21 protein-coding genes, 2 tRNA genes and 1 pseudogene are annotated in these 22,511 nt (G+C 53.7%); 14 read left to right on the top strand and 10 right to left on the bottom strand.

All coding sequences use genetic code 11. The features are described 5' to 3' along the window. The 6 genes from sufB (at window position 1) to DK872_RS00540 (ending at window position 6,250) form a co-directional block, all read left to right on the top strand. Window positions 1-1,485, top strand: coding sequence for a Fe-S cluster assembly protein SufB (gene sufB / locus DK872_RS00565; protein ID WP_161517860.1), 1,485 nt, complete (start codon window positions 1-3; stop codon window positions 1,483-1,485). 17 nt (window positions 1,486-1,502) lie between these two features. Next, on the top strand, window positions 1,503-2,249 hold the full coding sequence (sufC, locus tag DK872_RS00560; protein WP_007374741.1) for a Fe-S cluster assembly ATPase SufC: 747 nt from the start codon (window positions 1,503-1,505) through the stop codon (window positions 2,247-2,249). Then, window positions 2,224-3,495 (top strand): Fe-S cluster assembly protein SufD, encoded by a 1,272-nt coding sequence (gene sufD / locus DK872_RS00555; RefSeq protein ID WP_161517859.1) that lies wholly within the window; start codon window positions 2,224-2,226, stop codon window positions 3,493-3,495. Before sufC ends, sufD begins: the two co-directional genes overlap by 26 nt. Further along, window positions 3,492-4,712, top strand: a complete 1,221-nt coding sequence (sufS, locus tag DK872_RS00550; RefSeq protein ID WP_161517858.1) for a cysteine desulfurase SufS — start codon at window positions 3,492-3,494, stop codon at window positions 4,710-4,712. The genes sufD and sufS overlap by 4 nt, the downstream gene beginning before the upstream one ends. 14 nt (window positions 4,713-4,726) lie before the next feature. Beyond that, complete coding sequence (gene sufE / locus DK872_RS00545) at window positions 4,727-5,143, top strand: cysteine desulfuration protein SufE (protein WP_072440601.1); 417 nt, start codon at window positions 4,727-4,729, stop codon at window positions 5,141-5,143. A gap of 96 nt (window positions 5,144-5,239) precedes the next feature. Then, a complete protein-coding gene (locus DK872_RS00540; protein WP_161517857.1) occupies window positions 5,240-6,250 on the top strand; it encodes a L,D-transpeptidase family protein in 1,011 nt (336 codons plus the stop codon). A gap of 69 nt (window positions 6,251-6,319) precedes the next feature. Here the strand turns inward: DK872_RS00540 and DK872_RS00535 are convergent, their stop codons facing one another. From DK872_RS00535 to DK872_RS00525, 4 genes and pseudogenes are all read right to left on the bottom strand, one after another. Further along, complete coding sequence (locus DK872_RS00535) at window positions 6,320-6,556, bottom strand: major outer membrane lipoprotein (RefSeq protein WP_007374746.1); 237 nt, start codon at window positions 6,554-6,556, stop codon at window positions 6,320-6,322. A gap of 309 nt (window positions 6,557-6,865) precedes the next feature. Beyond that, window positions 6,866-8,278, bottom strand: a complete 1,413-nt coding sequence (gene pykF, locus DK872_RS00530) for a pyruvate kinase PykF (protein WP_007374747.1) — start codon at window positions 8,276-8,278, stop codon at window positions 6,866-6,868. A gap of 80 nt (window positions 8,279-8,358) precedes the next feature. Then, window positions 8,359-8,490 (bottom strand): annotated as a pseudogene (locus tag DK872_RS27950) (hypothetical protein); the annotation flags it as partial. A 295-nt stretch (window positions 8,491-8,785) separates the two neighbouring features. Beyond that, the gene (locus tag DK872_RS00525) at window positions 8,786-9,577 is read right to left on the bottom strand and encodes an inositol monophosphatase family protein (protein WP_071920693.1); all 792 of its coding nucleotides are present in this window, start codon (window positions 9,575-9,577) and stop codon (window positions 8,786-8,788) included. 172 nt (window positions 9,578-9,749) lie between these two features. Between DK872_RS00525 and DK872_RS00520 the strand changes: the two genes are divergently transcribed. From DK872_RS00520 to DK872_RS00505, 4 genes are all read left to right on the top strand, one after another. Continuing rightward, window positions 9,750-10,517: a basic amino acid ABC transporter substrate-binding protein gene (locus tag DK872_RS00520; protein WP_035889233.1), complete on the top strand. Its 768-nt coding sequence runs from the start codon at window positions 9,750-9,752 to the stop codon at window positions 10,515-10,517. 69 nt (window positions 10,518-10,586) lie between these two features. Continuing rightward, a complete protein-coding gene (locus DK872_RS00515) occupies window positions 10,587-11,351 on the top strand; it encodes an amino acid ABC transporter permease (RefSeq protein ID WP_072440607.1) in 765 nt (254 codons plus the stop codon). Then, window positions 11,338-12,060: an amino acid ABC transporter ATP-binding protein gene (locus DK872_RS00510; RefSeq protein WP_007374752.1), complete on the top strand. Its 723-nt coding sequence runs from the start codon at window positions 11,338-11,340 to the stop codon at window positions 12,058-12,060. The genes DK872_RS00515 and DK872_RS00510 overlap by 14 nt, the downstream gene beginning before the upstream one ends. Before the next feature lie 181 nt (window positions 12,061-12,241). Continuing rightward, window positions 12,242-13,297, top strand: a complete 1,056-nt coding sequence (locus DK872_RS00505; protein WP_007374753.1) for an NAD(P)-dependent alcohol dehydrogenase — start codon at window positions 12,242-12,244, stop codon at window positions 13,295-13,297. 83 nt (window positions 13,298-13,380) lie between these two features. On the opposite strand, the gene DK872_RS00500 is transcribed toward DK872_RS00505, so the two are convergent. From DK872_RS00500 to mdtK, 3 genes are all read right to left on the bottom strand, one after another. Beyond that, window positions 13,381-13,457: transfer RNA gene (locus DK872_RS00500), tRNA-Val, on the bottom strand. Window positions 13,458-13,467: 10 nt separating this feature from the next. After that, window positions 13,468-13,544 (bottom strand) — tRNA-Val (locus DK872_RS00495). A gap of 151 nt (window positions 13,545-13,695) precedes the next feature. Further along, entirely contained in the window at window positions 13,696-15,069 is a 1,374-nt protein-coding gene (mdtK, locus tag DK872_RS00490; protein WP_161517856.1) for an MdtK family multidrug efflux MATE transporter, read from the bottom strand. 312 nt (window positions 15,070-15,381) lie between these two features. Here mdtK and DK872_RS00485 point away from each other — a divergent pair, with 312 nt between their 5' ends. Then, window positions 15,382-16,017 carry a riboflavin synthase subunit alpha gene (locus tag DK872_RS00485; RefSeq protein WP_161517855.1) on the top strand — a complete coding sequence of 212 codons (636 nt, stop codon included), beginning with the start codon at window positions 15,382-15,384 and terminating at the stop codon, window positions 16,015-16,017. Between the two features lie 31 nt (window positions 16,018-16,048). Here DK872_RS00485 and cfa read toward each other — a convergent pair whose 3' ends face one another. Beyond that, the gene (gene cfa, locus DK872_RS00480) at window positions 16,049-17,197 is read right to left on the bottom strand and encodes a cyclopropane fatty acyl phospholipid synthase (RefSeq protein ID WP_007374757.1); all 1,149 of its coding nucleotides are present in this window, start codon (window positions 17,195-17,197) and stop codon (window positions 16,049-16,051) included. Window positions 17,198-17,495: 298 nt separating this feature from the next. Then, window positions 17,496-18,695, bottom strand: coding sequence for a purine nucleoside transporter PunC (gene punC / locus DK872_RS00475; protein ID WP_161517854.1), 1,200 nt, complete (start codon window positions 18,693-18,695; stop codon window positions 17,496-17,498). 110 nt (window positions 18,696-18,805) lie between these two features. Here punC and punR point away from each other — a divergent pair, with 110 nt between their 5' ends. Continuing rightward, a complete protein-coding gene (gene punR, locus DK872_RS00470) occupies window positions 18,806-19,717 on the top strand; it encodes a DNA-binding transcriptional activator PunR (RefSeq protein ID WP_035889235.1) in 912 nt (303 codons plus the stop codon). 19 nt (window positions 19,718-19,736) lie between these two features. On the opposite strand, the gene purR is transcribed toward punR, so the two are convergent. Continuing rightward, on the bottom strand, window positions 19,737-20,762 hold the full coding sequence (gene purR / locus DK872_RS00465; protein WP_007374760.1) for an HTH-type transcriptional repressor PurR: 1,026 nt from the start codon (window positions 20,760-20,762) through the stop codon (window positions 19,737-19,739). A 299-nt stretch (window positions 20,763-21,061) separates the two neighbouring features. On the opposite strand from purR, the gene DK872_RS00460 reads away from it, so the two are divergent. Together DK872_RS00460 and DK872_RS00455 are read left to right on the top strand one after the other, a co-directional pair. Beyond that, entirely contained in the window at window positions 21,062-21,151 is a 90-nt protein-coding gene (locus DK872_RS00460; protein ID WP_090137008.1) for a YnhF family membrane protein, read from the top strand. 164 nt (window positions 21,152-21,315) lie between these two features. Next, the gene (locus tag DK872_RS00455) at window positions 21,316-22,485 is read left to right on the top strand and encodes an MFS transporter (protein WP_090397010.1); all 1,170 of its coding nucleotides are present in this window, start codon (window positions 21,316-21,318) and stop codon (window positions 22,483-22,485) included. Window positions 22,486-22,511 lie beyond the last annotated feature (26 nt).

Raw genomic sequence — 22,511 nt, 5'->3', positions numbered from 1 at the left:
ATGTCTCGTAATACTGAAGCAACTGACGATGTCAAAATCTGGACCGGTAACCTCAATTATAAAGAGGGGTTCTTCACGCAATTAACCACCGATGAGCTGGCGAAAGGCATCAATGAAGATGTCGTGCGGGCGATCTCGGCGAAACGTAACGAGCCGGAGTGGATGCTGGAGTTCCGCCTGAGTGCCTTTCGCGCCTGGCTTGAAATGGAAGAGCCGCACTGGCTGAAAGCGCACTATGACAAGCTGAACTATCAGGACTACAGCTACTATTCGGCCCCGTCCTGCGGTAATTGCGATGACACTTGCGCCTCGCAGCCGGGTGCAGTGCAACAGACGGGCGCGAATGCCTATCTGACCGATGAAGTGGAAGCCGCGTTTAACCAGCTGGGCGTACCCGTGCGTGAAGGGAAAGAAGTGGCGGTAGACGCCATTTTCGACTCGGTTTCCGTTGCTACCACTTACCGCGAGAAACTGTCGGAGCAGGGCATTATTTTCTGCTCGTTCGGTGAGGCTATCCACGATCATCCGGAGCTGGTGAAAAAATACCTCGGCACAGTTGTGCCGTCGAACGATAACTTCTTCGCCGCGCTGAATGCTGCTGTCGCCTCCGATGGCACGTTCATTTATATCCCGAAAGGCGTGCGTTGCCCGATGGAGCTGTCCACCTATTTCCGTATCAATGCGGAGAAAACCGGCCAGTTCGAACGCACTATTCTGGTGGCCGATGAAGGCAGTTACGTCAGCTATATCGAAGGTTGCTCCGCGCCGGTGCGCGACAGCTACCAGCTCCACGCGGCGGTAGTGGAAGTGATCATCCACAAAGATGCCGAAGTGAAATACTCCACAGTGCAGAACTGGTTCCCCGGCGACAACAACACCGGCGGCATTCTTAACTTTGTCACCAAGCGCGCGCTGTGCGAAGGCGAAAACAGCAAGATGTCGTGGACGCAATCAGAAACCGGTTCGGCCATTACGTGGAAATATCCGAGCTGCATTCTGCGCGGCGATAACTCCATTGGCGAGTTCTTCTCCGTGGCGCTGACCAGCGGGCATCAGCAGGCCGATACCGGCACCAAGATGATCCACATCGGCAAGAACACCAAATCGACCATTATTTCGAAAGGGATCTCGGCCGGGCATAGCCAGAACAGCTATCGCGGGCTGGTGAAAATCATGCCGACAGCGGCGAATGCCCGCAACTTTACCCAGTGCGATTCGATGCTGATCGGCCCGGACTGCGGTGCACATACCTTCCCGTATGTTGAATGCCGCAATAACAGCGCCCAGCTTGAACACGAAGCCACAACCTCGCGCATTGGTGAAGATCAACTGTTCTATTGCCTGCAACGCGGTATCAGCGAGGATGATGCTATCTCAATGATTGTTAACGGTTTCTGTAAAGACGTCTTCTCCGAGTTGCCGCTGGAATTTGCCGTTGAAGCGCAAAAACTGCTGGCTATCAGCCTTGAACACAGCGTCGGTTAAGAATTAAAGGATAATAAATGTTAAGTATCAAAGATTTGCAGGTAAGCGTTGAAGATAAAGCAATCCTGCGCGGTTTGAGTCTGGACGTTCGTCCTGGTGAAGTGCATGCCATCATGGGGCCGAACGGTTCCGGGAAAAGTACTCTCTCTGCAACCCTCGCCGGGCGTGAAGATTATGAAGTCGTCGGCGGCAGCGTGGAGTTTAAAGGCAAAGATTTGCTGGAGTTGTCACCGGAAGATCGCGCCGGTGAAGGCGTCTTTATGGCCTTCCAGTATCCGGTAGAAATTCCCGGCGTCAGCAATCAGTTCTTTTTACAGACGGCACTGAATGCAGTGCGGAAATATCGCGGCAAAGAGGAGCTTGATCGCTTCGATTTCCAGGATCTGATGGAAGATAAAATCAAACTGCTGAAGATGCCTGAAGATCTGTTGACCCGTTCGGTGAATGTCGGCTTCTCTGGCGGTGAGAAGAAGCGTAACGACATTCTGCAAATGGCGGTGCTGGAACCGGATCTCTGCATTCTTGATGAAACCGACTCCGGGCTGGATATTGATGCGCTGAAAATCGTTGCTGAAGGGGTGAATGCCCTGCGCGATGAGAAACGGGCTTTTATTATCGTCACGCACTACCAGCGAATTCTTGATTACATCAAACCCGACTTTGTGCATGTGTTGTATCAGGGGCGCATCGTGAAATCTGGCGATTTCACGCTGGTTAAGCAACTGGAGGAGCAGGGCTATGGCTGGCTTACCGAACAGCAGTAACGCGCTGCAGCAGTGGCATCACCTGTTCGAAACCCAGGGCGGCGCGCGCTCGGAAGTGGCGCAACAACATTTGCAACAAATGTTGCGCTTAGGCCTGCCGACGCGCAAACAGGAGAACTGGAAATACACTCCGCTCGATGGCTTACTGAACAGCCAGTTTGTTAGCGCGAGCGCCACGGTAAATACCGCGCAGCGTGACGCGCTGGCGCTGCCGGTAGATGCCATCAGGCTGGTGTTTGTCGATGGGCAATTCAGCGCAGAGTTAAGCGATGACACGGCTGGTTCCGGTTTTGACGTGACGTTCAGCGACGCGCGCCATTCTCTGCCCGCGCCGGTGCAACCGGAGATGTTCCTGCACCTGACTGAAAGCCTGGCGCAGAACGTGACGTGGGTTCAGGTCGCGCGCAATCAACGCCCGGCGAAACCCTTGCTGCTGATGCATATTACGCAGGGGCTGGCAGGCGAGGAGATGAACACCGCGCACTATCGTCATCATCTCGAACTGGCGCAGGGTGCTGAAGCAACGATTTATGAGCACTATGTCAGCCTCAGCGAACAGCCGCACTTTACCGGTTCGCGTCTGACGATGAATGTGGCGGCGAATGCGCATTTGCACCATGTGAAACTGGCATTTGAAAACCCGCAAAACTATCACTTTGCGCATAACGATCTTCTGCTGGGAGCCGATGCGGCGGCTGACAGCCATAGCTTCCTGCTTGGTGGCCTGGTGCTGCGCCATAACACCAGTACGCAGCTGAATGGTGAAAATACGCAGCTTAATATCAACAGCCTGGCGATGCCGGTGAAATCGGAAGTGTGCGACACCCGCACCTGGCTTGAGCACAACAAAGGCTACTGCAACAGCCGCCAGTTACATAAAACTATTGTCAGCGATAAAGGACGGGCGGTGTTCAACGGTTTAATCAATGTTGCGCAACACGCGATTAAAACCGACGGCCAGATGACCAACAACAATCTGCTGTTAGGACGTCTGGCGGAAGTGGATACCAAACCGCAACTGGAAATTTATGCTGACGATGTGAAGTGCAGTCATGGCGCAACGGTTGGCCGTATTGATGATGAACAGATGTTTTATTTGCGCTCGCGCGGCATTAACCAGCAGGCGGCGCAGAAAATGATCATCCATGCTTTTGCCGCTGAACTGACGGAAGTGATTCGCGACGAAGCTTTAAAACAACAGGTTCTGGCGCGTATCAGTCAGCGCCTGGCAGGGGGCGTAGCATGAGTTTTCCCGTGAACGCGGTACGCGCCGATTTTCCGGTGCTGCTGCGTGAAGTGAACGGAACGCCGCTGGCTTACCTCGACAGCGCTGCCAGCGCGCAAAAACCGAATCAGGTCATTGATGCCGAAGCGGAGTTTTATCGCCACGGTTACGCTGCCGTGCATCGGGGGATCCATACCCTCAGCGCGGAAGCGACGCAGCGTATGGAACAGGTACGTGAGAAAGCGGCGGCGTTTCTTAATGCGCGTCTGCCGGAAGAGCTGGTATTTGTGCGCGGTACGACGGAAGGGATCAACCTGGTTGCCAATAGCTGGGGCAACAGCCAGGTGCGTGCCGGCGACAATATCATCATCAGCGCGATGGAGCACCATGCGAACATCGTGCCGTGGCAGATGCTGTGTGAACGTGTGGGGGCGCAGTTGCGCGTGATCCCGCTTAATCAGAATGGCACTCTGCAATTAGAGGCGCTACCGACACTGCTGGACGCACGCACGCGACTACTGGCGATCACTCAGGTTTCTAACGTGCTGGGGACGGAAAACCCGGTGGCGGAGATGATCGCGCTAGCGCATCAGCAGGGCGCGAAAGTGCTGGTGGACGGCGCGCAGGCGGTGATGCATCACCCGGTTGATGTACAGGCGCTGGACTGCGATTTCTATGTCTTCTCCGGGCATAAACTGTATGGCCCGACCGGCATTGGCGTGCTGTACGCCAAAGAGGATATTTTGCAGGCTATGCCGCCGTGGGAAGGTGGTGGTTCAATGATTGCCACTGTCAGCCTGACGGAAGGCACTACCTACGCGAAAGCGCCGTGGCGGTTTGAAGCCGGGACGCCGAATACTGGCGGGATTATCGGGCTGGGTGCGGCGATCGATTATGTGGCCGCATTGGGCCTTGAGGCGATTGGCGAGTACGAACAGACGTTGATGCGTTATGCGCTGGCGGCGCTGGCGGAGGTGCCGGATTTAACACTCTACGGCCCGGCGCAGCGTCAGGGGGTAATTGCCTTCAACCTTGGTAAACATCACGCTTATGATGTCGGCAGTTTCCTCGACAATTACGGTATTGCCGTTCGTACCGGGCATCATTGCGCGATGCCGCTGATGGCGTTTTACAATGTGCCTGCGATGTGTCGTGCTTCGCTGGTCATGTACAATACGCAAGAAGAGGTGGATCGTCTGGTGGCTGGCCTGAAACGTATTCATCAGTTGCTGGGCTAACGAAAGAGGCGAGAATGGCCGCATTACCCGATAAAGAGAAATTGCTGCGCAATTTTGCCCGCTGTGCCAACTGGGAAGAGAAGTACCTTTATATTATCGAGCTGGGACAGCGGTTGCCGGTGCTGAGCGCCGAGGAACATAACCCGCAAAACATTATCCAGGGGTGCCAAAGCCAGGTCTGGATTGTTATGCATCGTAATGACGATGGCGTGATTGAGCTGGCGGGCGACAGCGATGCCGCGATTGTTAAAGGGCTTATTGCCATCGTTTTTGCGCTCTACCAGCAGATGACGCCGCAGGACATCGTCGCGTTTGATGTTCGTCCGTGGTTCGAAAAACTCTCTTTGACACAACATCTCACGCCTTCTCGTTCGCAGGGACTGGAAGCAATGATCCGCGCAATCCGCTCCAAAGCTGCCAACATTAGCTAAACTCAAAGAAAAGCTTTCATTCTGTTATGCGAGGCGTTTTTTCGCCTCGCTGGTTTTCAGCTTTCTGGCGTTTTGCCAGTGAATACAGGAACGACAATGAAACGCGTGTCTTTGATAGCTCTCTGTCTTTTTGGCGCGATTAGCGCTCTTTCGGTGGCTCATGCGGCGGAATATACCCTGCCGGGAAACGGGAGCCGTATCATCGGTCAAAACCAGACGTACACCGTGCAGGCGGGGGATAAAAACCTGCAAACTATCGCCCGTCATTTTGATACCGCTGCAATGCTGATCATTGAAGCTAATGACACGATTGCCCCGGTGCCAAAACCGGGAACGGTGGTCACTATTCCTTCGCAAATGTTGCTCCCCGATACGCCGCGGGAAGGTATTGTGGTCAATCTTGCGGAGCTACGGCTTTATTATTTCCCGCCGGGTAAAAACAGCGTTCAGGTTTATCCCCTTGGTATTGGTCAGCAAGGGCTGGAAACGCCGGTGTCTGTGACGAAGGTTAGCCAGAAAATACCTAATCCAACCTGGACACCGACAGCGGGCATCCGCGCACGCTCACTGGCGAACGGTATTGAATTGCCGCCAGTAATCCCTGCCGGGCCCAATAACCCGCTGGGGCGCTTTGCGCTGCGTCTGGGGATAGGTCACGGCGAATATCTTATTCATGGCACCAATGCGCAGGACAGCGTCGGGCTGCGCGTCAGTTCCGGCTGTATGCGTATGAACGCGCCGGACATCGCTGCGCTGTTTGCCCAGGTCTCGGTGGGAACAAAGGTCACTATCATCAACGAGCCGGTGAAGTATGCGGTTGAGCCGGACGGCAGGCACTATATTGAGGTGCATCGCCCGTTGTCGCAGACGGTGGAAGAGAATACCCAGACGCTGCCGATAACCTTCTCCCCAACGCTGGCGTCGTTTATTAGCCAGGCGGGCGGCGACAAAGTCGCGATTGATAAAGCGCTGTACCGTCGTGCAGGTTATCCGGTGACAATCCCTGCGGCAAAGCAGGCAGCAAGCCCTGAAAGCGTGCTATCGGTGCAAAACAGCACGAAAGCGGCAGCCATGAATACGGAAACGGCAGAAACGGTAACGCAGTAGGAGCAGGGAAGGGGTAAATCGCAGGCAAAAAAATGGCGCACAATGTGCGCCATTTCATTACAGGAACTCTTACTTACGGTAAGAGTGAGCCTGGTTGTCCAGACGCTGGTTAGCGCGAGCTGCGTCATCTTTAGCAGCCTGAACGTCGGAACGGATTGCGTTCACGTCGTTGCTCAGCTGGTCAACTTTAGCGTTCAGAGTCTGAACGTCAGAAGACAGCTGATCGATTTTAGCATTGCTGGAGCAACCAGCCAGCAGAGTAGAACCCAGGATTACCGCGCCCAGTACCAGTTTAGTACGATTCATTATTAATACCCTCTAGATTGAGTTAATCTCCATGTAGCGTTACAAGTATTACACAAAGTTTTTTAGGTTGAGAATATTTTTTTGATGGGAATACCCTTAAATTTGATCGTTCGCTCAAAGAAGCACCGACTTTGAATAAATGGTTAAAAAATGTGTGTTAAAACATCGGGCTTCCATCGGATTCATCTTAGATAATGTGCTGCTTAAATAGTGAAATCCGATTTGATTTTTTATTTAAGCTGGAGACGGAAATATAAAAAAAGCGCCGCGAGGGCGCTTTTTTAAACAGTCTAAATTGTCTGGTTATTATTACAGAACGTGGACAGAGGCGGTGTTTGTGGTGCCGCTCGGAACCAGCGCGCCGGAAACCATCACTACGACGTCGCCTTTGCTGGCCAGACCGCTCTGCAGCGCTACTTCTTTACCCAGACGGTAGAAATCGTCCGTAGAAGAGATCTCTTTCACCAGCTGTGGGACAACGCCTTTGCTCAGTACCAGTTGGCGGGCAGTGATTTCGTTAGTCGTCAGCGCCAGGATGGTCGCATCCGGGAAGTATTTACGCACTGCGCGTGCGGATTTACCACCCTGAGTCGCTACCACAATCAGCGGTGCTTCCAGTTTTTCTGCGGTTTCAACGGCGCCACGGCAAACTGCTTCGGTGATGCGCAGCTTACGGCTGTCGTTGTTGTAGTCCAGACGGCTGGTCATTACGCGATCGGTACGTTCACAGATGGTCGCCATGATACCAACGGCTTCCAGCGGGTATTTACCTTTTGCAGATTCACCGGACAGCATAACGGCATCGGTGCCGTCGAGGATGGCGTTCGCTACGTCGCCTGCTTCCGCACGGGTCGGACGCGGGTTTTTGATCATCGAGTCGAGCATCTGGGTCGCAGTGATAACGACTTTACGCGCGCGGATACATTTCTCGATCATCATCTTCTGCGCGAAGATCACTTCTTCAACCGGGATTTCAACGCCCAGGTCGCCGCGAGCAACCATGATGCCGTCAGAAGCTTCGAGGATTTCGTCGAAGTTGTTCAGGCCTTCCTGGTTTTCGATTTTGGAGATGATCTGGATGTTTTCGCCGCCGTGCGCTTTCAGATGCTCACGGATTTCAACCACGTCGGAACGTTTACGGATGAAGGATGCCGCAACGAAATCAACGCCTTGCTCACAGCCAAAGATCAGGTCTTGCTTGTCTTTTTCAGCCAGCGCCGGCAGCGCGATGGAAACGCCTGGCAGGTTAACGCCTTTGTTTTCGCCCAGGTCGCCGTTGTTCAGAACCTTACAGATAACTTTGTTACCTTCGATTGCGGTAACTTCCATGCCGATCAGACCATCGTCCACCAGAACGGTGTTGCCGACGCTCAGATCATTGGTGAAACCTTCATAGGTCACAGCAACAGTGTCGGCATTGCCGACCACGGATTTGTCAGTGGTGAAGGTGAAGGTCTGACCCGCTTTCAGGGAGACGTCATTGCCACCTTCCAGCTTGATGGTGCGGATTTCCGGGCCTTTGGTGTCCAGCAGAATTGCCGCTTTTTTACCGGTTTTGCTCAATACGTTGCGCAGGTTTTTGATGCGCTGGCCGTGTTCAGCATAGTCACCGTGAGAGAAGTTTAAACGCATGACGTTCATGCCCGCGTCCAGCATTTTCGCCAGCATCTCTTCGGATTCGGTTTTCGGACCGATGGTGCAAACAATTTTGGTCTTTTTCATGACAGTTCTGGTCTTTAAGTTTGAGTTGAGAAGGATTGGGAATTCACGCTCCGGCTGGCGCGCAATGGCCCCGGAGTCAAACCTGTGTTACGAAAAGAGCGATGCCACTGCCTAAGGATAGGTGACATCAAAAAAGCGTGCAGAGTAATGTGTGCCTGAGTTTCAGCCCAACAGGGAAAAGTATGATTTAAGTTTGGTGTTTTACAGTTCAATCAGCTGAAACCATTCAAGAGTGAATAGGTCGGCATTATACGCCAATTTTCAGCGAAAAGGAAAATGAAAACGGTGTTTCAAAAATCATCTGTGCAGTTTCACAACGAAGTGTTATCAACGTGTTAAGTTCGCCCAAAAATAAAATCCGCAGATTTACCGCCAAAATTGCACTTTTACCGCCAAATGGATAAAAGCAGGGGTAATCTGCGACCCGGATTCACAAATTTGAACGTATAAAATATCAACAAGTGAAACACGTTAAGTGTGCACGCTGTAACGTTTTAGCGATGTTATTTAGCGATTGAGGATACGTAATGCCTGTTCGTGCAAAAAAGGGCAGCCGGAAGCAAGGATATGACCGCCCGATTCCGGTCTCCCGCCGTCTAATGTTGTCACCACGCCGCCTGCCTGTTCGATAATGGGGACCAGCGCCACAATGTCATATGGTTGCAACGCATATTCCAGACACAGATCAATCTGCCCTGCAGCGAGCATGGCCATCGCGTAGCATTCACCGCCGTAGCGGATCATCAGCGTACTCGCTTCCAGCGCAGCAAAATTGATTGCCGGGAAACGCGACACGGGTTCAGGCGAGGTGGTGTGGAAAATGGCCTGCTCAAGCGCGATTCCCCGGCGCGTCTGTAGCTGCGTCGTGCCCTGCGGCCCCTGATGCCACGCCTGCTCGCCATCGGCCCAGAAACGTTCGCGGGTGAAGGGTTGGTCCATCATGCCGATACGCGCGCGGCCTTCAACTGTCAGGCCAATCAACGTTCCCCAGACTGGCAAACCGCAGAGAAAAGGGCGCGTGCCATCAACCGGGTCCAGTACCCACTGCAACGGGCCAGAACCCGTCACCCCGAACTCTTCGCCCATAATGGCGTGTTCCGGATAGCGGGCGGTGATGATGTCGCGCATTACGCGCTCCGCCTCGCGATCGGCGTCGGTTACCGGGTCGAAGCGAAACCCCTCTTTGGGTTTGCTGCCGACATGCAGATTGGTTTGCGCGCGAAAACGCGGCAGTGTCTGTTGATCTGCCGCATCGGCCAGTTCATGCAAAAAAGCGCTATCAGGCACAATATGATTCATTGCGTAACTCTCCGGTGTCTTGTTTGAACGCTGAAAGTGGATTTTCCGAACCTTGAATCTCTGGTTGTAGCATAACCCAATGACAGATTATTGATTGTATACAATAAAGATTGCATACATAGCGGCTTATATGTATTTTTATGCACATAATTTGCATAAAAAGGTGGTGTGTATGTTCAGGAAGTGGATGCAGGCAGGTTGTCTTTTTGCTGCGCTGGCGAGCAGTGCGTTTGCTGCCCAGCAAACTTACGTGGTGGGCGCTGGGGGAACTTATCGTCCGTTCGAGTTTGAAAACAGCCAGAAGCAGTTAGAAGGCTTTGATATCGACATCATTAAAGCCATCGCTAAAGCCGAGGATTTTAATATCAAGCTGATCAACACGCCGTGGGAAGGGATCTTCGCCACGCTGGGCTCCGGCGATCGCGACATCATTATTTCCGGCATTACCATTACCGACAAACGTAAGCAGATGGTTGATTTTTCCGCGCCTTACTTCCCGGCGGAGCAGTCGATCGTGGTTCCGGCCAGCTCAAAAGTGACCTCTCTGGCGTCACTGAAAGATGAAAAAGTCGGCGTAGTGAACTCCAGCACCGGCGATATCGTGGTTTCAGACGTGTTGGGGAAAAACAGCACGGCGATTAAACGCTTTGATAACACGCCGCTGATGCTGCAAGAGTTATTCGAAGATGGCGTCAGCGCGGCCGTGGGCGATGTGGGCGTGGTGAAGTATTACATCAAACAGCACCCGGAAAAACAGTTCAAACTGGTACCTGACGCGAAGTTTGAACGTCAATATTTTGGTATTGCGGTGGCAAAAGGGAATACCGAATTGCAGGCGAAAATTAACAGCGGCCTGAAGAAAATTGTGGCTGACGGTACCTACGCCAAAATTTATAAAACCTGGTTTGACGACCACGTGCCTGAATTGCCCGCGCAATAACACTTCGCTTCTTTTTTATTCCGGCTACCGTGAACATTCCGGTAGCCGTCATTTTTTCAGGAATGACTTATGTCGGGATTCCGTTGGGAAATAATCCAGGAGTACGCGCCGTTATTTATGGAAGGCGCCTGGATGACCATCAAATGCACGATTATCTGCGTTATTTTAGGCACGCTTTGGGGCCTCACGCTCGGCCTTGGCCGCATGGCGCAGGCTGAACATGGGCCGTGGAAATATGTATTGCGCTATCTGGTGCAATTTCCGGTGCGTTTTTATGTCAGCGCCATTCGTGGTACGCCGCTGTTTGTGCAGATTATGGTCGTACACTTTGCGCTGGTGCCGCTGTTCATTAACCCGCGTGACGGCATTCTGGTGACCAGTGGGATCATGAGCAGCGATCTGGCGCGAGGATTGCGCTCCGACTATGGCGCGTTTCTTTCCTGTATCGTCGCTATTACGCTCAATGCCGGAGCCTACGTGTCGGAGATCTTCCGCGCGGGTATTCAGTCTGTCGATCGCGGGCAGATGGAAGCCTCCCGTGCGCTGGGTATGCCGTGGTGGAAGACGATGCGCAAAGTGATCCTGCCGCAGGCGTTCCGTCGCATTCTGCCGCCGCTGGGTAATAACGCCATTGCTATTGTTAAAGATTCATCACTGGCGTCAGCGATTGGTCTTGCGGATCTGGCCTATGCCGCCCGCACCGTTTCTGGTGCGTATGCCACCTACTGGGAACCCTATCTGACCATTTCGCTGGTCTACTGGGCGATCACCTTCCTGCTTGCGCAACTGGTTAATCGACTGGAAAAGAGGTTTGGCAAAAGTGATTCACATTAAAAATCTGCATAAACATTTTGGCGAAAGCCATGTGCTGCGCGGCATCACTTGCGATATCAAGCCGAAAGAAGTGGTGTGCGTGATTGGGCCGTCCGGCTCGGGGAAAAGTACCTTTCTGCGCTGTATGAACGGCCTGGAGTCGGTGAGCGAAGGTGTCGTTGAGGTTAACGGCTTTGCGATCCACAATCCGAAAACCGATATCAACAAGCTGCGCGAAAGCGTCGGCATGGTTTTCCAGCGTTTCAACTTGTTCCCGCATATGACAGTGCTGGACAACCTGACAATGGCGCCTGTGAACCTGAAGGGGATGAAACGCGCTGAGGCCGTTGCCCTGGCGGAGAACCTGCTGGCGAAAGTCGGGCTGAGCGATAAACGTGATGCCTGGCCGGCGAGTCTTTCCGGCGGGCAACAGCAGCGCGTGGCAATTGCCCGCGCGTTGGCGATGAATCCGGCGATTATGCTATTCGATGAGCCGACATCGGCGCTCGATCCGGAGCTGGTGGGTGATGTATTGCAGGTGATGAAAACGCTGGCGACGGAAGGGATGACGATGGTGATCGTCACTCATGAAATGGGCTTTGCCCGCGAAGTGGCGGACCGGGTGATATTCATCGACCAGGGCGTGATCCAGGAAGAGGGGCCGCCGCAGAAGATTTTCACCGCGCCCACCAATCCCCGGACCGCCGCGTTCCTCAGTAAAGTTCTTTAACATCAAGCTCTCTGCGGAGGGCTTTTTTGTTTTCCGATGACAGAAAGTGCAAAGCGTGCGATCGGACGGCGGTGGATACTGCAACGCGCCATACTTGAACGACGGTGTGGGAGCAACAACAGGATCACAATCGGGTGTTATCACCTTTGTATCAAGCCTGAAGAATAAACGGAGAACAACCATGACGATGAAAGTCCTCGGCTATGCCGCACAGTCAAATAAAGCCCCGCTGGCGCCTTTCCATTTTGAGCGTCGCGACCCACGGGCAGATGATGTGGTGATTGATATTCTTTATTGCGGCGTTTGCCATTCCGATCTTCACCAGGCCCGTAACGACTGGGGTTTCAGCCAGTATCCCATCGTGCCGGGTCACGAAATTATTGGTCGCGTTGTGTCTGCGGGGGCGGGTGTCAGTAAATTCAAACCCGGCGATTTAGTCGGCATCGGCTGCATGGTCGATTCCTGTCGTGAATGTAACCCCTGCAAACAGGGGCTGGAACAGTATTGCGAAGAGGGGAACGTCCAGACCTATAACGGTATTGACCGGCACGATCACCGTCCTACATTCGGTGGTTATTCACAATCGATCGTCTGCTCGCAAGATTTTGTGTTGCGCATCCCGGAGAACCTCGATGCGCAAGCTGTCGCACCGCTGCTGTGCGCCGGGATCACCACCTGGTCACCGCTGCGCCGCTGGGGCGTGAAAAAAGGCAGTAAAGTCGCGGTGATCGGCCTTGGCGGGCTGGGGCATATGGCGCTGAAACTGGCGCATGCGCTGGGTGCGGAAGTGACGCTGTTTACCCGTTCACCGGGCAAAGAGGCGGATGCCCGTCGTCTGGGGGCGCACCATGTGGTGCTCTCTACAGACGCGAAACAGATGGAAGCGGTACACGGGGAGTTTGAGCTGATCATTGATACCGTGCCTTACACCCACGATATCAATGCCTATCTGTCAACGCTGACGCTGGATGGCACGCTGGTATTTGTTGGGCTGCTGGGCGAACTCGAACCGACCATTAACACCATCCCGCTGCTGATTGGTCGCCGTTCGGTTTCCGGCTCCGCGATTGGTGGTATTGCCGAAACTCAGGAAATGCTCGATTTCTGCGGTGAACATAACATTACGGCGGATTCTGAGCTGATTCGGATGGATGAGATCAATGACGCCTTTGAGCGCCTGCTGAAAAGCGACGTGAAGTACCGTTTTGTTATCGATATGAAAACGCTGAGTGCGTAAACGTAAAACACAGGCAGGCCGCATTTGCGGTCTGCTGCGTAACGCAGCGATAAAACAAGAGAAGTAAAAAGGAAACTTAAGAATGGTGCGTCCGAATGGACTCGAACCATCGACCCCCACCATGTCAAGGTGGTGCTCTAACCAACTGAGCTACGGACGCACTGAGAGAATGGTGCGTTCAATTGGACTCGAACCAACGACCCCCACCATGTCAAGGTGGTGCTCTAACCAACTGAGCTATGAACGCAGTGTTGTGGCTGACAACGGGGACGAATATTAGCGGCAGCCCGGAGATGTGGCAAGGGGAAAATGGCAAATTTCTTCCTGAATTCACGCGATTGCGGAACAACTAACCAAAACGCCGGGAAAGTAGCCGCCATCCGGCGGCTACTGGCCTGTTAATGCGCAGCGCGTTGCAAAATCCGTGCGGAAGGCTGGCGTTGCAGGAAGCGCATCCGCAGCATCATCAAAATTGCCGCAGAAGTCAGGCCGATGATAAAGCCCATCCAGAAACCGGCCGGTCCCATTCTTGGCACCACTAAATCAGTCAGCGCCAGGATATAGCCGGAAGGAAGCCCCAGCACCCAGTAGGCGGTAAACGTGATAAAGAAGATGGAGCGCGTATCCTTATAGCCGCGTAGCACGCCGCTGCCAATGACCTGGATCGAATCAGAAATCTGATAAATCGCCGCCAGCAACATCAGGTGTGATGCCAGCGCCACGACTTGCGGATTATCGTTATAGAGCAGGGCAATCTGCTCGCGCAGCAGCACGGTGAAAATCGCCGTGACCACCGCCATGCAGACGCCAACCATCAGCCCGGTGCGCGCTGCGATTTGCGCATCAAGGGTTGATCCCTGCCCCAGGCGGAAACCGACGCGAATGGTCACTGCCGCACCAAGCGACATCGGCAGCACGAACATCAGCGAACTAAAGTTGAGGGCGATCTGGTGCCCGGCGACATCGACAATACCCAGCGGCGACACCAGCAGTGCAACCACCGCAAACAGCGTGACTTCAAAAAACAACGCCAGCGCAATCGGCAGGCCGAGTTGCGTCAGACGTTTTAGTACGTCCATATCTGGTTTCGCAAAACGCTGGTTCTGCTGAATATCGCGCATGACGCGGGCGCGTTTCACCCAGATGCGCATACAGATAAACATCACCCAGTACACCAAGGCGGTGGCCACGCCGCAACCGATGCCACCCAGTTCTGGCATACCAAAATGGCCGTAGATAAAGATGTAATTCACCGGGATATTGACCAGCAGGCCGAGAAAACCCATCACCATGCCGGGTTTGGTGCGGGCAAGGCCTTCGCACTGGTTACGCAGTACCTGGAAGAAGAGATAACCGGGCACGCCCCACAGTAGCGCGCGCAGGTAACCCACGGCTTTGTTGGCTAACTCCGGGTCGATGTTGTGCATCGCGCGAATGATATGGCCGGCATTCCACAGCACCACCATCACCAGAATGGAGACAGTGCCTGCCAGCCAGAACCCCTGACCGATTTGATGTGCGATGCGATCGCGGCGCCCTGAACCGTTAAGTTGCGCAATCACCGGCGTTAGCGCCAGCAGCAGGCCGTGTCCAAACAGGATCGCTGGCAGCCAGATTGAGGTACCAATGGCGACGGCAGCCATGTCCGTGGCGCTGTAGCCACCCGCCATCACCGTATCAACGAAGCCCATAGAGGTCTGGGCCACCTGCGCGAAAATAACCGGCACCGCAAGGGCCAGTAACTGACGCGCTTCTGCTACATACTTCTGCACGTGAACACCTTTATATTGTTGTTATAAGAAAGAATGGAACGGCTTATCAGGAAGGAGTTTTCCTTGTGCTAACAAGAATGCCGCAGTGTGAAAGATGCGGCATGCGCATAAATATTACCTGCTACAGCCTCTTTTTTCCATGTTGACCATAAAGCAAAATTATTACCGCGCCTGGAGCGGGGCGCTTATCTTATCACCGGCTTGGCGGGAAAAGCAGCGGCGGGGTGAATGAGACTGGCATGGGCTATTTTCACCTGTTATTGTGCGTAAAGAACACGGCTGAGCCGTAGGAATGGAACAGGAGTGGTAAGTATGTTTACGGGTATTGTACAGGGTATGGCAAAACTGGTTTCAATTGAGGATAAACCGAATTTCCGCACCCACGTTGTTGAGCTTCCTGAAACGATGCTGGAGGGAATTGAGACCGGTGCATCCATTGCTAACAATGGTTGCTGTCTGACCGTGACGGCCATTAATGGCAGCCATATTAGTTTCGATTTGATGAAAGAGACGCTGCGTATTACCAATCTCGGTGAGCTAAATATTGGTGATAGGGTAAACGTTGAGCGCGCAGCAAAATTCAGCGATGAGATTGGCGGCCATTTAATGTCCGGCCATATTATGACGACCGCTGAAATCGTTAAAATTCTCACCTCCGAGAATAACCGCCAGATCTGGTTTAAAGTGCAGGATCCGGCCTTGATGAAATATATCCTCTATAAAGGATTTATCGGTATAGACGGTATTAGTCTGACGGTCGGTGAGGTGACAAACAGCCGTTTCTGTGTGCATCTGATTCCGGAAACGCTGCAACGCACCACCCTTGGTGAGAAAAAGCTGGGCCACCGCGTCAATATTGAGATCGATCCGCAAACGCAGGCCGTGGTCGATACCGTTGAGCGTGTGCTGGCGGCAAAAGAAGCCGCTGTCATCAGCGGCGAAGAGTAAAGAAAACCCCGGCTTGCCGGGGTTTTTTGTTTTAGCGCGGAACGCGCAGGCCGTGTTCGATACCGCGGCTGAAGACGACCTGCCACAGTTGAATATCACGTGCACGGAAAGCGCCTGCGCAGGCGTTCAGATAGTAGCTGAACATCCGTTTGAAGCGTTCAGAGTAGTTGTCGGCAATTTCCGGCCAGGCGGCAAGAAAACGTTCGTACCATGCCATCAACGTGCGATCGTAATCGGCGCCGAAGTTGTGCCAGTCTTCCATCACGAAATGTGATTCACTGGCGTTGGCAATCTGGCGTACGGAAGGCAGGCAACCGTTCGGGAAGATGTAGCGGTTGATCCAGGGGTCAACATTGAGGTCGGTGCGTTTTGAACCGATAGTGTGCAGCAGGAAAATTCCGTCCGGTTTAAGGTTGCGATCCACCACGCTGAAATAGGTCGCGTAATTTTTCGGCCCCACGTGTTCAAACATCCCGACGGAGACAATGCGGTCAAACTGCTCATTCAGATCGCGATAATCCTGCAGGCGAATATCGACATCCAGCCCTTCACAACGCTGTTGCGCCATTTTTTGCTGTTCCGCCGAGATTGTTACGCCGACCACGCTGACGCCGTAATTCTGTGCCATAAATTGTGCCAGCCCGCCCCAGCCGCAGCCGATATCCAGCACGCGCATACCGGGTTTCAGCTTCAGTTTTTCACCAATAAGCTTTAATTTCGCCCGTTGTGCGTCGTCGAGATTTTCTGCGTCTTTCCAGTAGGCGCAAGAGTATTGCATCTGCGGATCCAGCATGCGGGTAAACAGATCATTACCAAGGTCGTAATGCTCTTTACCGACAATCCAGGCCCGTTTTTTACTTTGCAGATTAAATAATCTTGCTCCGGCAATGCGGAGTGTGTCTTTGAAATGGTGCGGAAGCTGTTTTTCCAGTCCGGCACGCAGCACTTTGGTGAAGAAGATATCCAGACGATCGCATTCCCACCAACCGTCCATATAACTTTCACCTAGCCCGAGCGAACCTTCCTGTAAAACGCGTTTAAAAAAATCCGGGTTTTTCACCTGGATATCTGAAGCAGCGGGACCGTTAACGCGGATACCTGCGCGGCTCAGTAACTCGTTTGCTATACGGAACCAATTATCATCCCGTACGCCAACTTCTTCTATACACGATGAACTCATAACTTCTCCATCACTCGTAGTGATCTGAACCTTCAAACAGCGTAGTCGCTTTTTCGGGCTTGTGAGAAATCTCACGGTTTTCGCCGTGAGGCTGATATCCGACGTAGAACAGAGGAAGGGAGATGACCCTTGCCGAAAGGCCGTCCCTGGAATGGCGGGCACAATCCGGTGCCCGTTACTACATAATATTTATCGTATTTATTAAAAACCGAAAATTAGTATAGGCCTCAATATCAGGTGATTCAACTTAAAGCTGTTAGCAAACTAATCACTTAACTATTGATAGTCGCTAACATAATCATCCGTGCGAAGAGGAGGGGACAGCCTCATCTTTTACCGTTTCAGTATTACGCTGGTGTTGCTGGCGATAGCCAAACGCGGCCAGCAGCACCATCGCCACCATTACAGTGGTGGTGGTAAACAGCGGTGTGGCAATCAGCCCTGATACCACCAGGCTTGCCAGGAAACACAACCCGAGTTGCAACGTATTTTGCAGCGCGGCTGCGCGGCCACTCGCCTGGGGAAACGGGCGTAACGCCTGTGCTACCACAACAGGATAGATGGCGCCGTTGGCCATTGCCATAAAACAGAACGGGATCAGCAGTGCGGTCAGTGATGTCTGCGGCAGCAAACCCACAATCCAGGTGGCAATCACGCTTAATCCAAAGGCGCTCAGCAGCCACGGAAGCAGGCGCGAACCCTGCCATTTTTGCAAGGCAGCGCGGCAACCATAACCGCCAATCAGGAAGGCAATGGTCTGCGGTACGTAACTCAGACCAATTACTGACGGACCATAACCCATTTCGTGCAAAATGAACGGCGAACCGGTCAGCCAGGCAAAAAAACTGGCCGAGCAGGCAGCGTAGATGATGACATTGCCGCGATATGCTTTATTGCGCAGCAGATCGTAAAAGGTCAGCGGCTGTTCATGCAGCGCAGCAGGCTGGGCGGGCGCTTTCAACCGCCAGGCAGGCACCATCAGCACCAGAGTTATTGCCAGCAGAGTGGCAAAAATCGCCTGCCAGGAGAAGTGCGCCAGCATCCAGGCACCCAGCAGGGGGGCCAGCGCAGGCGTCAGGCCCACCAGCGGCATAATGGTCGCGAAGATACGGTTAACGCGGTGTGCCGGATAGTGGTCAGTGACCAGCGCCTGCCAGCTAACCGTAGCGGCGCAAACGCCGATTGCCTGTACGAAACGCAGCGCCAGTAACAGGCTGGCGTCCCGTACCCACAATGTTCCCAGACAGCCAAGTGCGAAAATAGTCAGCCCGCTCAACAAAATAGGTCTGCGGCCATAGCGATCCGACAAGGGGCCCCATACCAGTTGTGCGACAGCAAAGCCTGCCAGAAACAAACTCAGCGTGGCGCTGACGATGGCCGGGGAGGTTTGCAAATCTTGTTGTATCGCGCTAAACGCGGGCAGGTACATATCGGTGGCTAAAAAGCCCAGCACGCTTAATCCCGCGAGCCAGACTAAAAATCCTTTTCCAGGTTGCATTTGAGTTCTCATCTTGTTGCTTCTTCAGGGCTGTCGAGTGTAAGGAGTGCTTTCCTGCTTGTGAAACGCTAATATTTGCGCAGTGGTTTCAAAATTTTTGCAGGCAGATTATGTGGTCAGAATATTCACTCGAAGTGGTTGATGCTGTTGCGCGCAACGGCAGTTTCAGCGGTGCCGCCCAGGAGTTGCACCGCGTACCTTCAGCGGTGAGCTATACGGTGCGCCAACTCGAAGAGTGGCTGGCAGTTCCGTTATTTGAACGCCGTCATCGGGATGTGGAGTTAACACCCGCCGGAAGCTGGTTTTTAAAAGAGGGGCGATCTGTTATCAAAAAAATGCAGATCACCCGCCAGCAGTGCCAACAGATCGCCAACGGCTGGCGCGGCCAACTGGCGATTGCCGTGGATAACATTGTGAAACCGGCACGAACACAGCAACTGATCGTCGATTTCTACCGACATTTTAACGATGTCGAGTTACAGGTTTACCAGGAGGTGTTCAACGGTGTCTGGGATGCGCTGGCAGATGGCCGCGTTGAGGTGGCGATTGGCGCGACCCAGGCGATCCCGGTCGGTGGACGGTACGCGTTTCGTGATATGGGCATGCTGAGCTGGAAATGCGTGGTCTCCAGCCGCCATCCGCTGGCATCAATGCCCGGCCCGCTAAGCGATGAAACGTTGCGCAACTGGCCTTCGTTGATCCAGGAAGATACGTCGCGCTCGTTGCCAAAACGTATTACCTGGCTGCTGGATAACCAGAAGCGGGTAATCGTGCCGGACTGGTCCGCTTCAGAAGCCTGCCTTTCTGCCGGGCTGTGTGTGGGGATGGTGCCCGCGCATTTCGCGCGTCCGCGGCTGGACAGCGGCGACTGGGTGGCGCTGGAACTGGAGAACCCGTTTCCGGATGCGGCCTGCTGCCTGACATGGCAACAAAATGACGCATCACCGGCGTTGAACTGGCTGCTGGAGTATCTGGGGGACAGTGAGACGCTGAACAGCGAATGGTTGCGGGAGCCGGAGTAGCGGCCCCCGCAGGGTGTGATTAACGGCGGTAGTCGCGGAACGGACCATCCGCCACCGAACGACGCTCGATCAGACGCGGATGGACTTCAATGGACTGCGACTCTTCGCGTTTGTTGACGATACGATCGAGCAACATGGTAAACGCCGTTTCGCCCAGCGAATCTTTCGGCTGATGGATGGTGGTCAGTGCGGGCGTAAAGTAGCGGGAATTGCGCACATTGTCATAGCCGATCAGCGAAATATCCTGGGGAACGCGCAGCCCCATCTCATCCGCCGCGCAGAGCGCACCCATCGCCATAATATCGCCGCCGCAGAACACGGCAGTAGGGCGGTGGGACTGGTTGAGGATTTGCTGCATCGCCCGGTAACCCGATTCCGGTTCAAAGTCGCCCTGCACGATCCAGTTTTCCGGTACGGTAATGATCGCCTCTTCCATCGCTTTCATAAAACCGGCGAGGCGGCCTGCGCCGGTGTTGCGCTCCAGCGGGCCTGGAATGACGCCGATATCGCGATGTCCGCGCTCAATCAGATAGCGGCCAGCCATATAGCCGCCTTCAAAAGCATTATCAATGACCGAATCGGTAAAATCGGCTTTCGCCTCGCCCCAATCCATCACCACCATTGGGATATTACGGTACTCTTCCAGCATGCTCAGCAGCGACTCCGGGTATTCGGAGCACATCACCAGCAGGCCATCGACACGTTTTTGCGCCATCATCGACAGGTAGGCGCGCTGTTTCTCAAGGCTGTTCCAGGCGTTGCCGAGGATCAAGGTGTAGCCTTTCTGGAAGCATTTTTTCTCTACGGCTTCGATGATCTCGGCAAAATAGGCGGCTTCGCTGCTGGTGGCCAGTAAACCGATCGATTTGGTGTGATTGACCTTCAGGCTACGTGCCACAGCGCTGGGGGAGTAATGTAACTCTTTAATCGCCGCCCATACGGCGTTGCGAGTCTCTTCAGCGACGAAGCGCGTTTTGTTAATTACATGTGATACGGTTGTAGTGGAAACGTTTGCTCGTTTCGCGACGTCTTTAATCGTTGCCATCAGAAATCACTCCAGACCATATCATAAGCTCCTGATAATACTTAAGGTAAACGTTTGCCTTCCATCACCCTGAACCCCAGCAAAGTGAGTGCGGTACGCCGGGAAAAAGACACTAAACGTCAGGAGGGGAGTCAATGGCCGGTACGCTAATAAATTTAGCGTCGAATTTTGTCTTATCTTGAGCAAAAGGGGAAGCGCTAAAACATATCTCCTCCTAATTCCAGCAAGATTTTTATGATTATTTGTGCAAAAATGCGCAAACTCACTTTTTGTGGGGAAATGAAAATGGAGAAAAATTGATGAGCACCGATCTGAAGTATTCTTTGGTCACTACCGTCATTGTTCTGAGCCTGATTGTTTTCGGTGGGCTGACCGCCGCGCTGCATTGATCTGGCACGAGGGAGAGCCTTCTCCCTCGGCTTTCCCCGCCATTGTTATCACTTCTGCAATAATCTTTTGTCATTCTGCTAACTTCTGTTTTTTGTGATTGCTGTCATACTTTTGACTTCTGCGACAGTGTCTCCAACCGACACGGCTTTTTCGGAGTCAAACGATGAAAGTAAATTTCCCTCTGCTTGCCCTGGCGATTGGCGCCTTTGGGATAGGTACAACGGAGTTCTCCCCGATGGGATTGCTGCCCGTTATTGCCCGTGGCGTCGATGTTTCCATTCCGGCGGCGGGGATGTTGATTAGCGCTTATGCGATTGGCGTGATGGTGGGGGCGCCGCTGATGACGCTGCTGCTGTCGCACCGTGGCAGACGTAACGCGCTGATCTTCCTGATGGCGATCTTTACGCTGGGTAATGTGCTGTCGGCAATCGCGCCGGACTACACCACCTTAATGCTGGCGCGCATCGTTACCAGCCTCAACCACGGCGCCTTCTTTGGTCTGGGATCGGTTGTTGCGGCAAGCGTGGTGGCAAAAGAGAAACAAGCCAGCGCCGTCGCCACCATGTTTATGGGGCTGACTATCGCCAATATTGGCGGTGTGCCTGCTGCAACCTGGCTGGGTGAAACCATCGGCTGGCGCATGTCGTTTATGGCGACCGCCGTGCTGGGTCTGGTTGCCATGCTGAGCCTCTACTTTTCACTGCCTGGCGGCGGAACGGGCGAACGTCCGGATGTACGCAAAGAGTTGTCCGTGTTGGTTCGTCCACAGGTGCTGTCGGCACTGCTGACGACGGTGCTCGGCGCGGGCGCGATGTTCACGCTTTATACCTATATTTCGCCGGTGCTGCGCACCATTACTGATGCTACGCCGGTGTTTGTTACCGGGATGTTGGTGCTGATTGGCGTCGGTTTCTCGATTGGCAACTACCTTGGCGGCAAACTGGCGGATCGTTCGGTAACCGGTACGCTGAAAGGTTTTCTTATCCTGCTGATTGCCATCATGCTGGCTATTCCGTTCCTGGCCCGCAGCGAAGTAGGCGCGGCTATCAGTATGGTGATCTGGGGCGCAGCGACCTTTGCTGTGGTTCCGCCGCTGCAAATGCGTGTAATGCGCGTCGCACATGAAGCGCCAGGACTCTCTTCTTCAGTGAACATTGGTGCCTTTAACCTCGGTAACGCACTCGGTGCGGCTGCGGGCGGCGCGGTGATCTCCGGCGGCCTGGGATATGATTTTGTCCCGGTGATGGGGGCGATTATTGCGGGGCTTGGGCTGATGGTGGTGCTGTTTTCCGGGCGCTCCCGGCCGGAACGAGCCTGTGCGGCAGTCGAGTAAAAAGAGGAGGGGCAATGCCCCTCCTT

The sequence above is a fragment of the Kosakonia sp. MH5 genome (genome assembly GCF_009935945.1).
In the GTDB taxonomy this organism is placed as follows: domain Bacteria; phylum Pseudomonadota; class Gammaproteobacteria; order Enterobacterales; family Enterobacteriaceae; genus Kosakonia; species Kosakonia radicincitans.
Note: the sequence above shows the minus strand (reverse complement) of the source record. Positions and strands in the feature narration are given on the sequence as shown.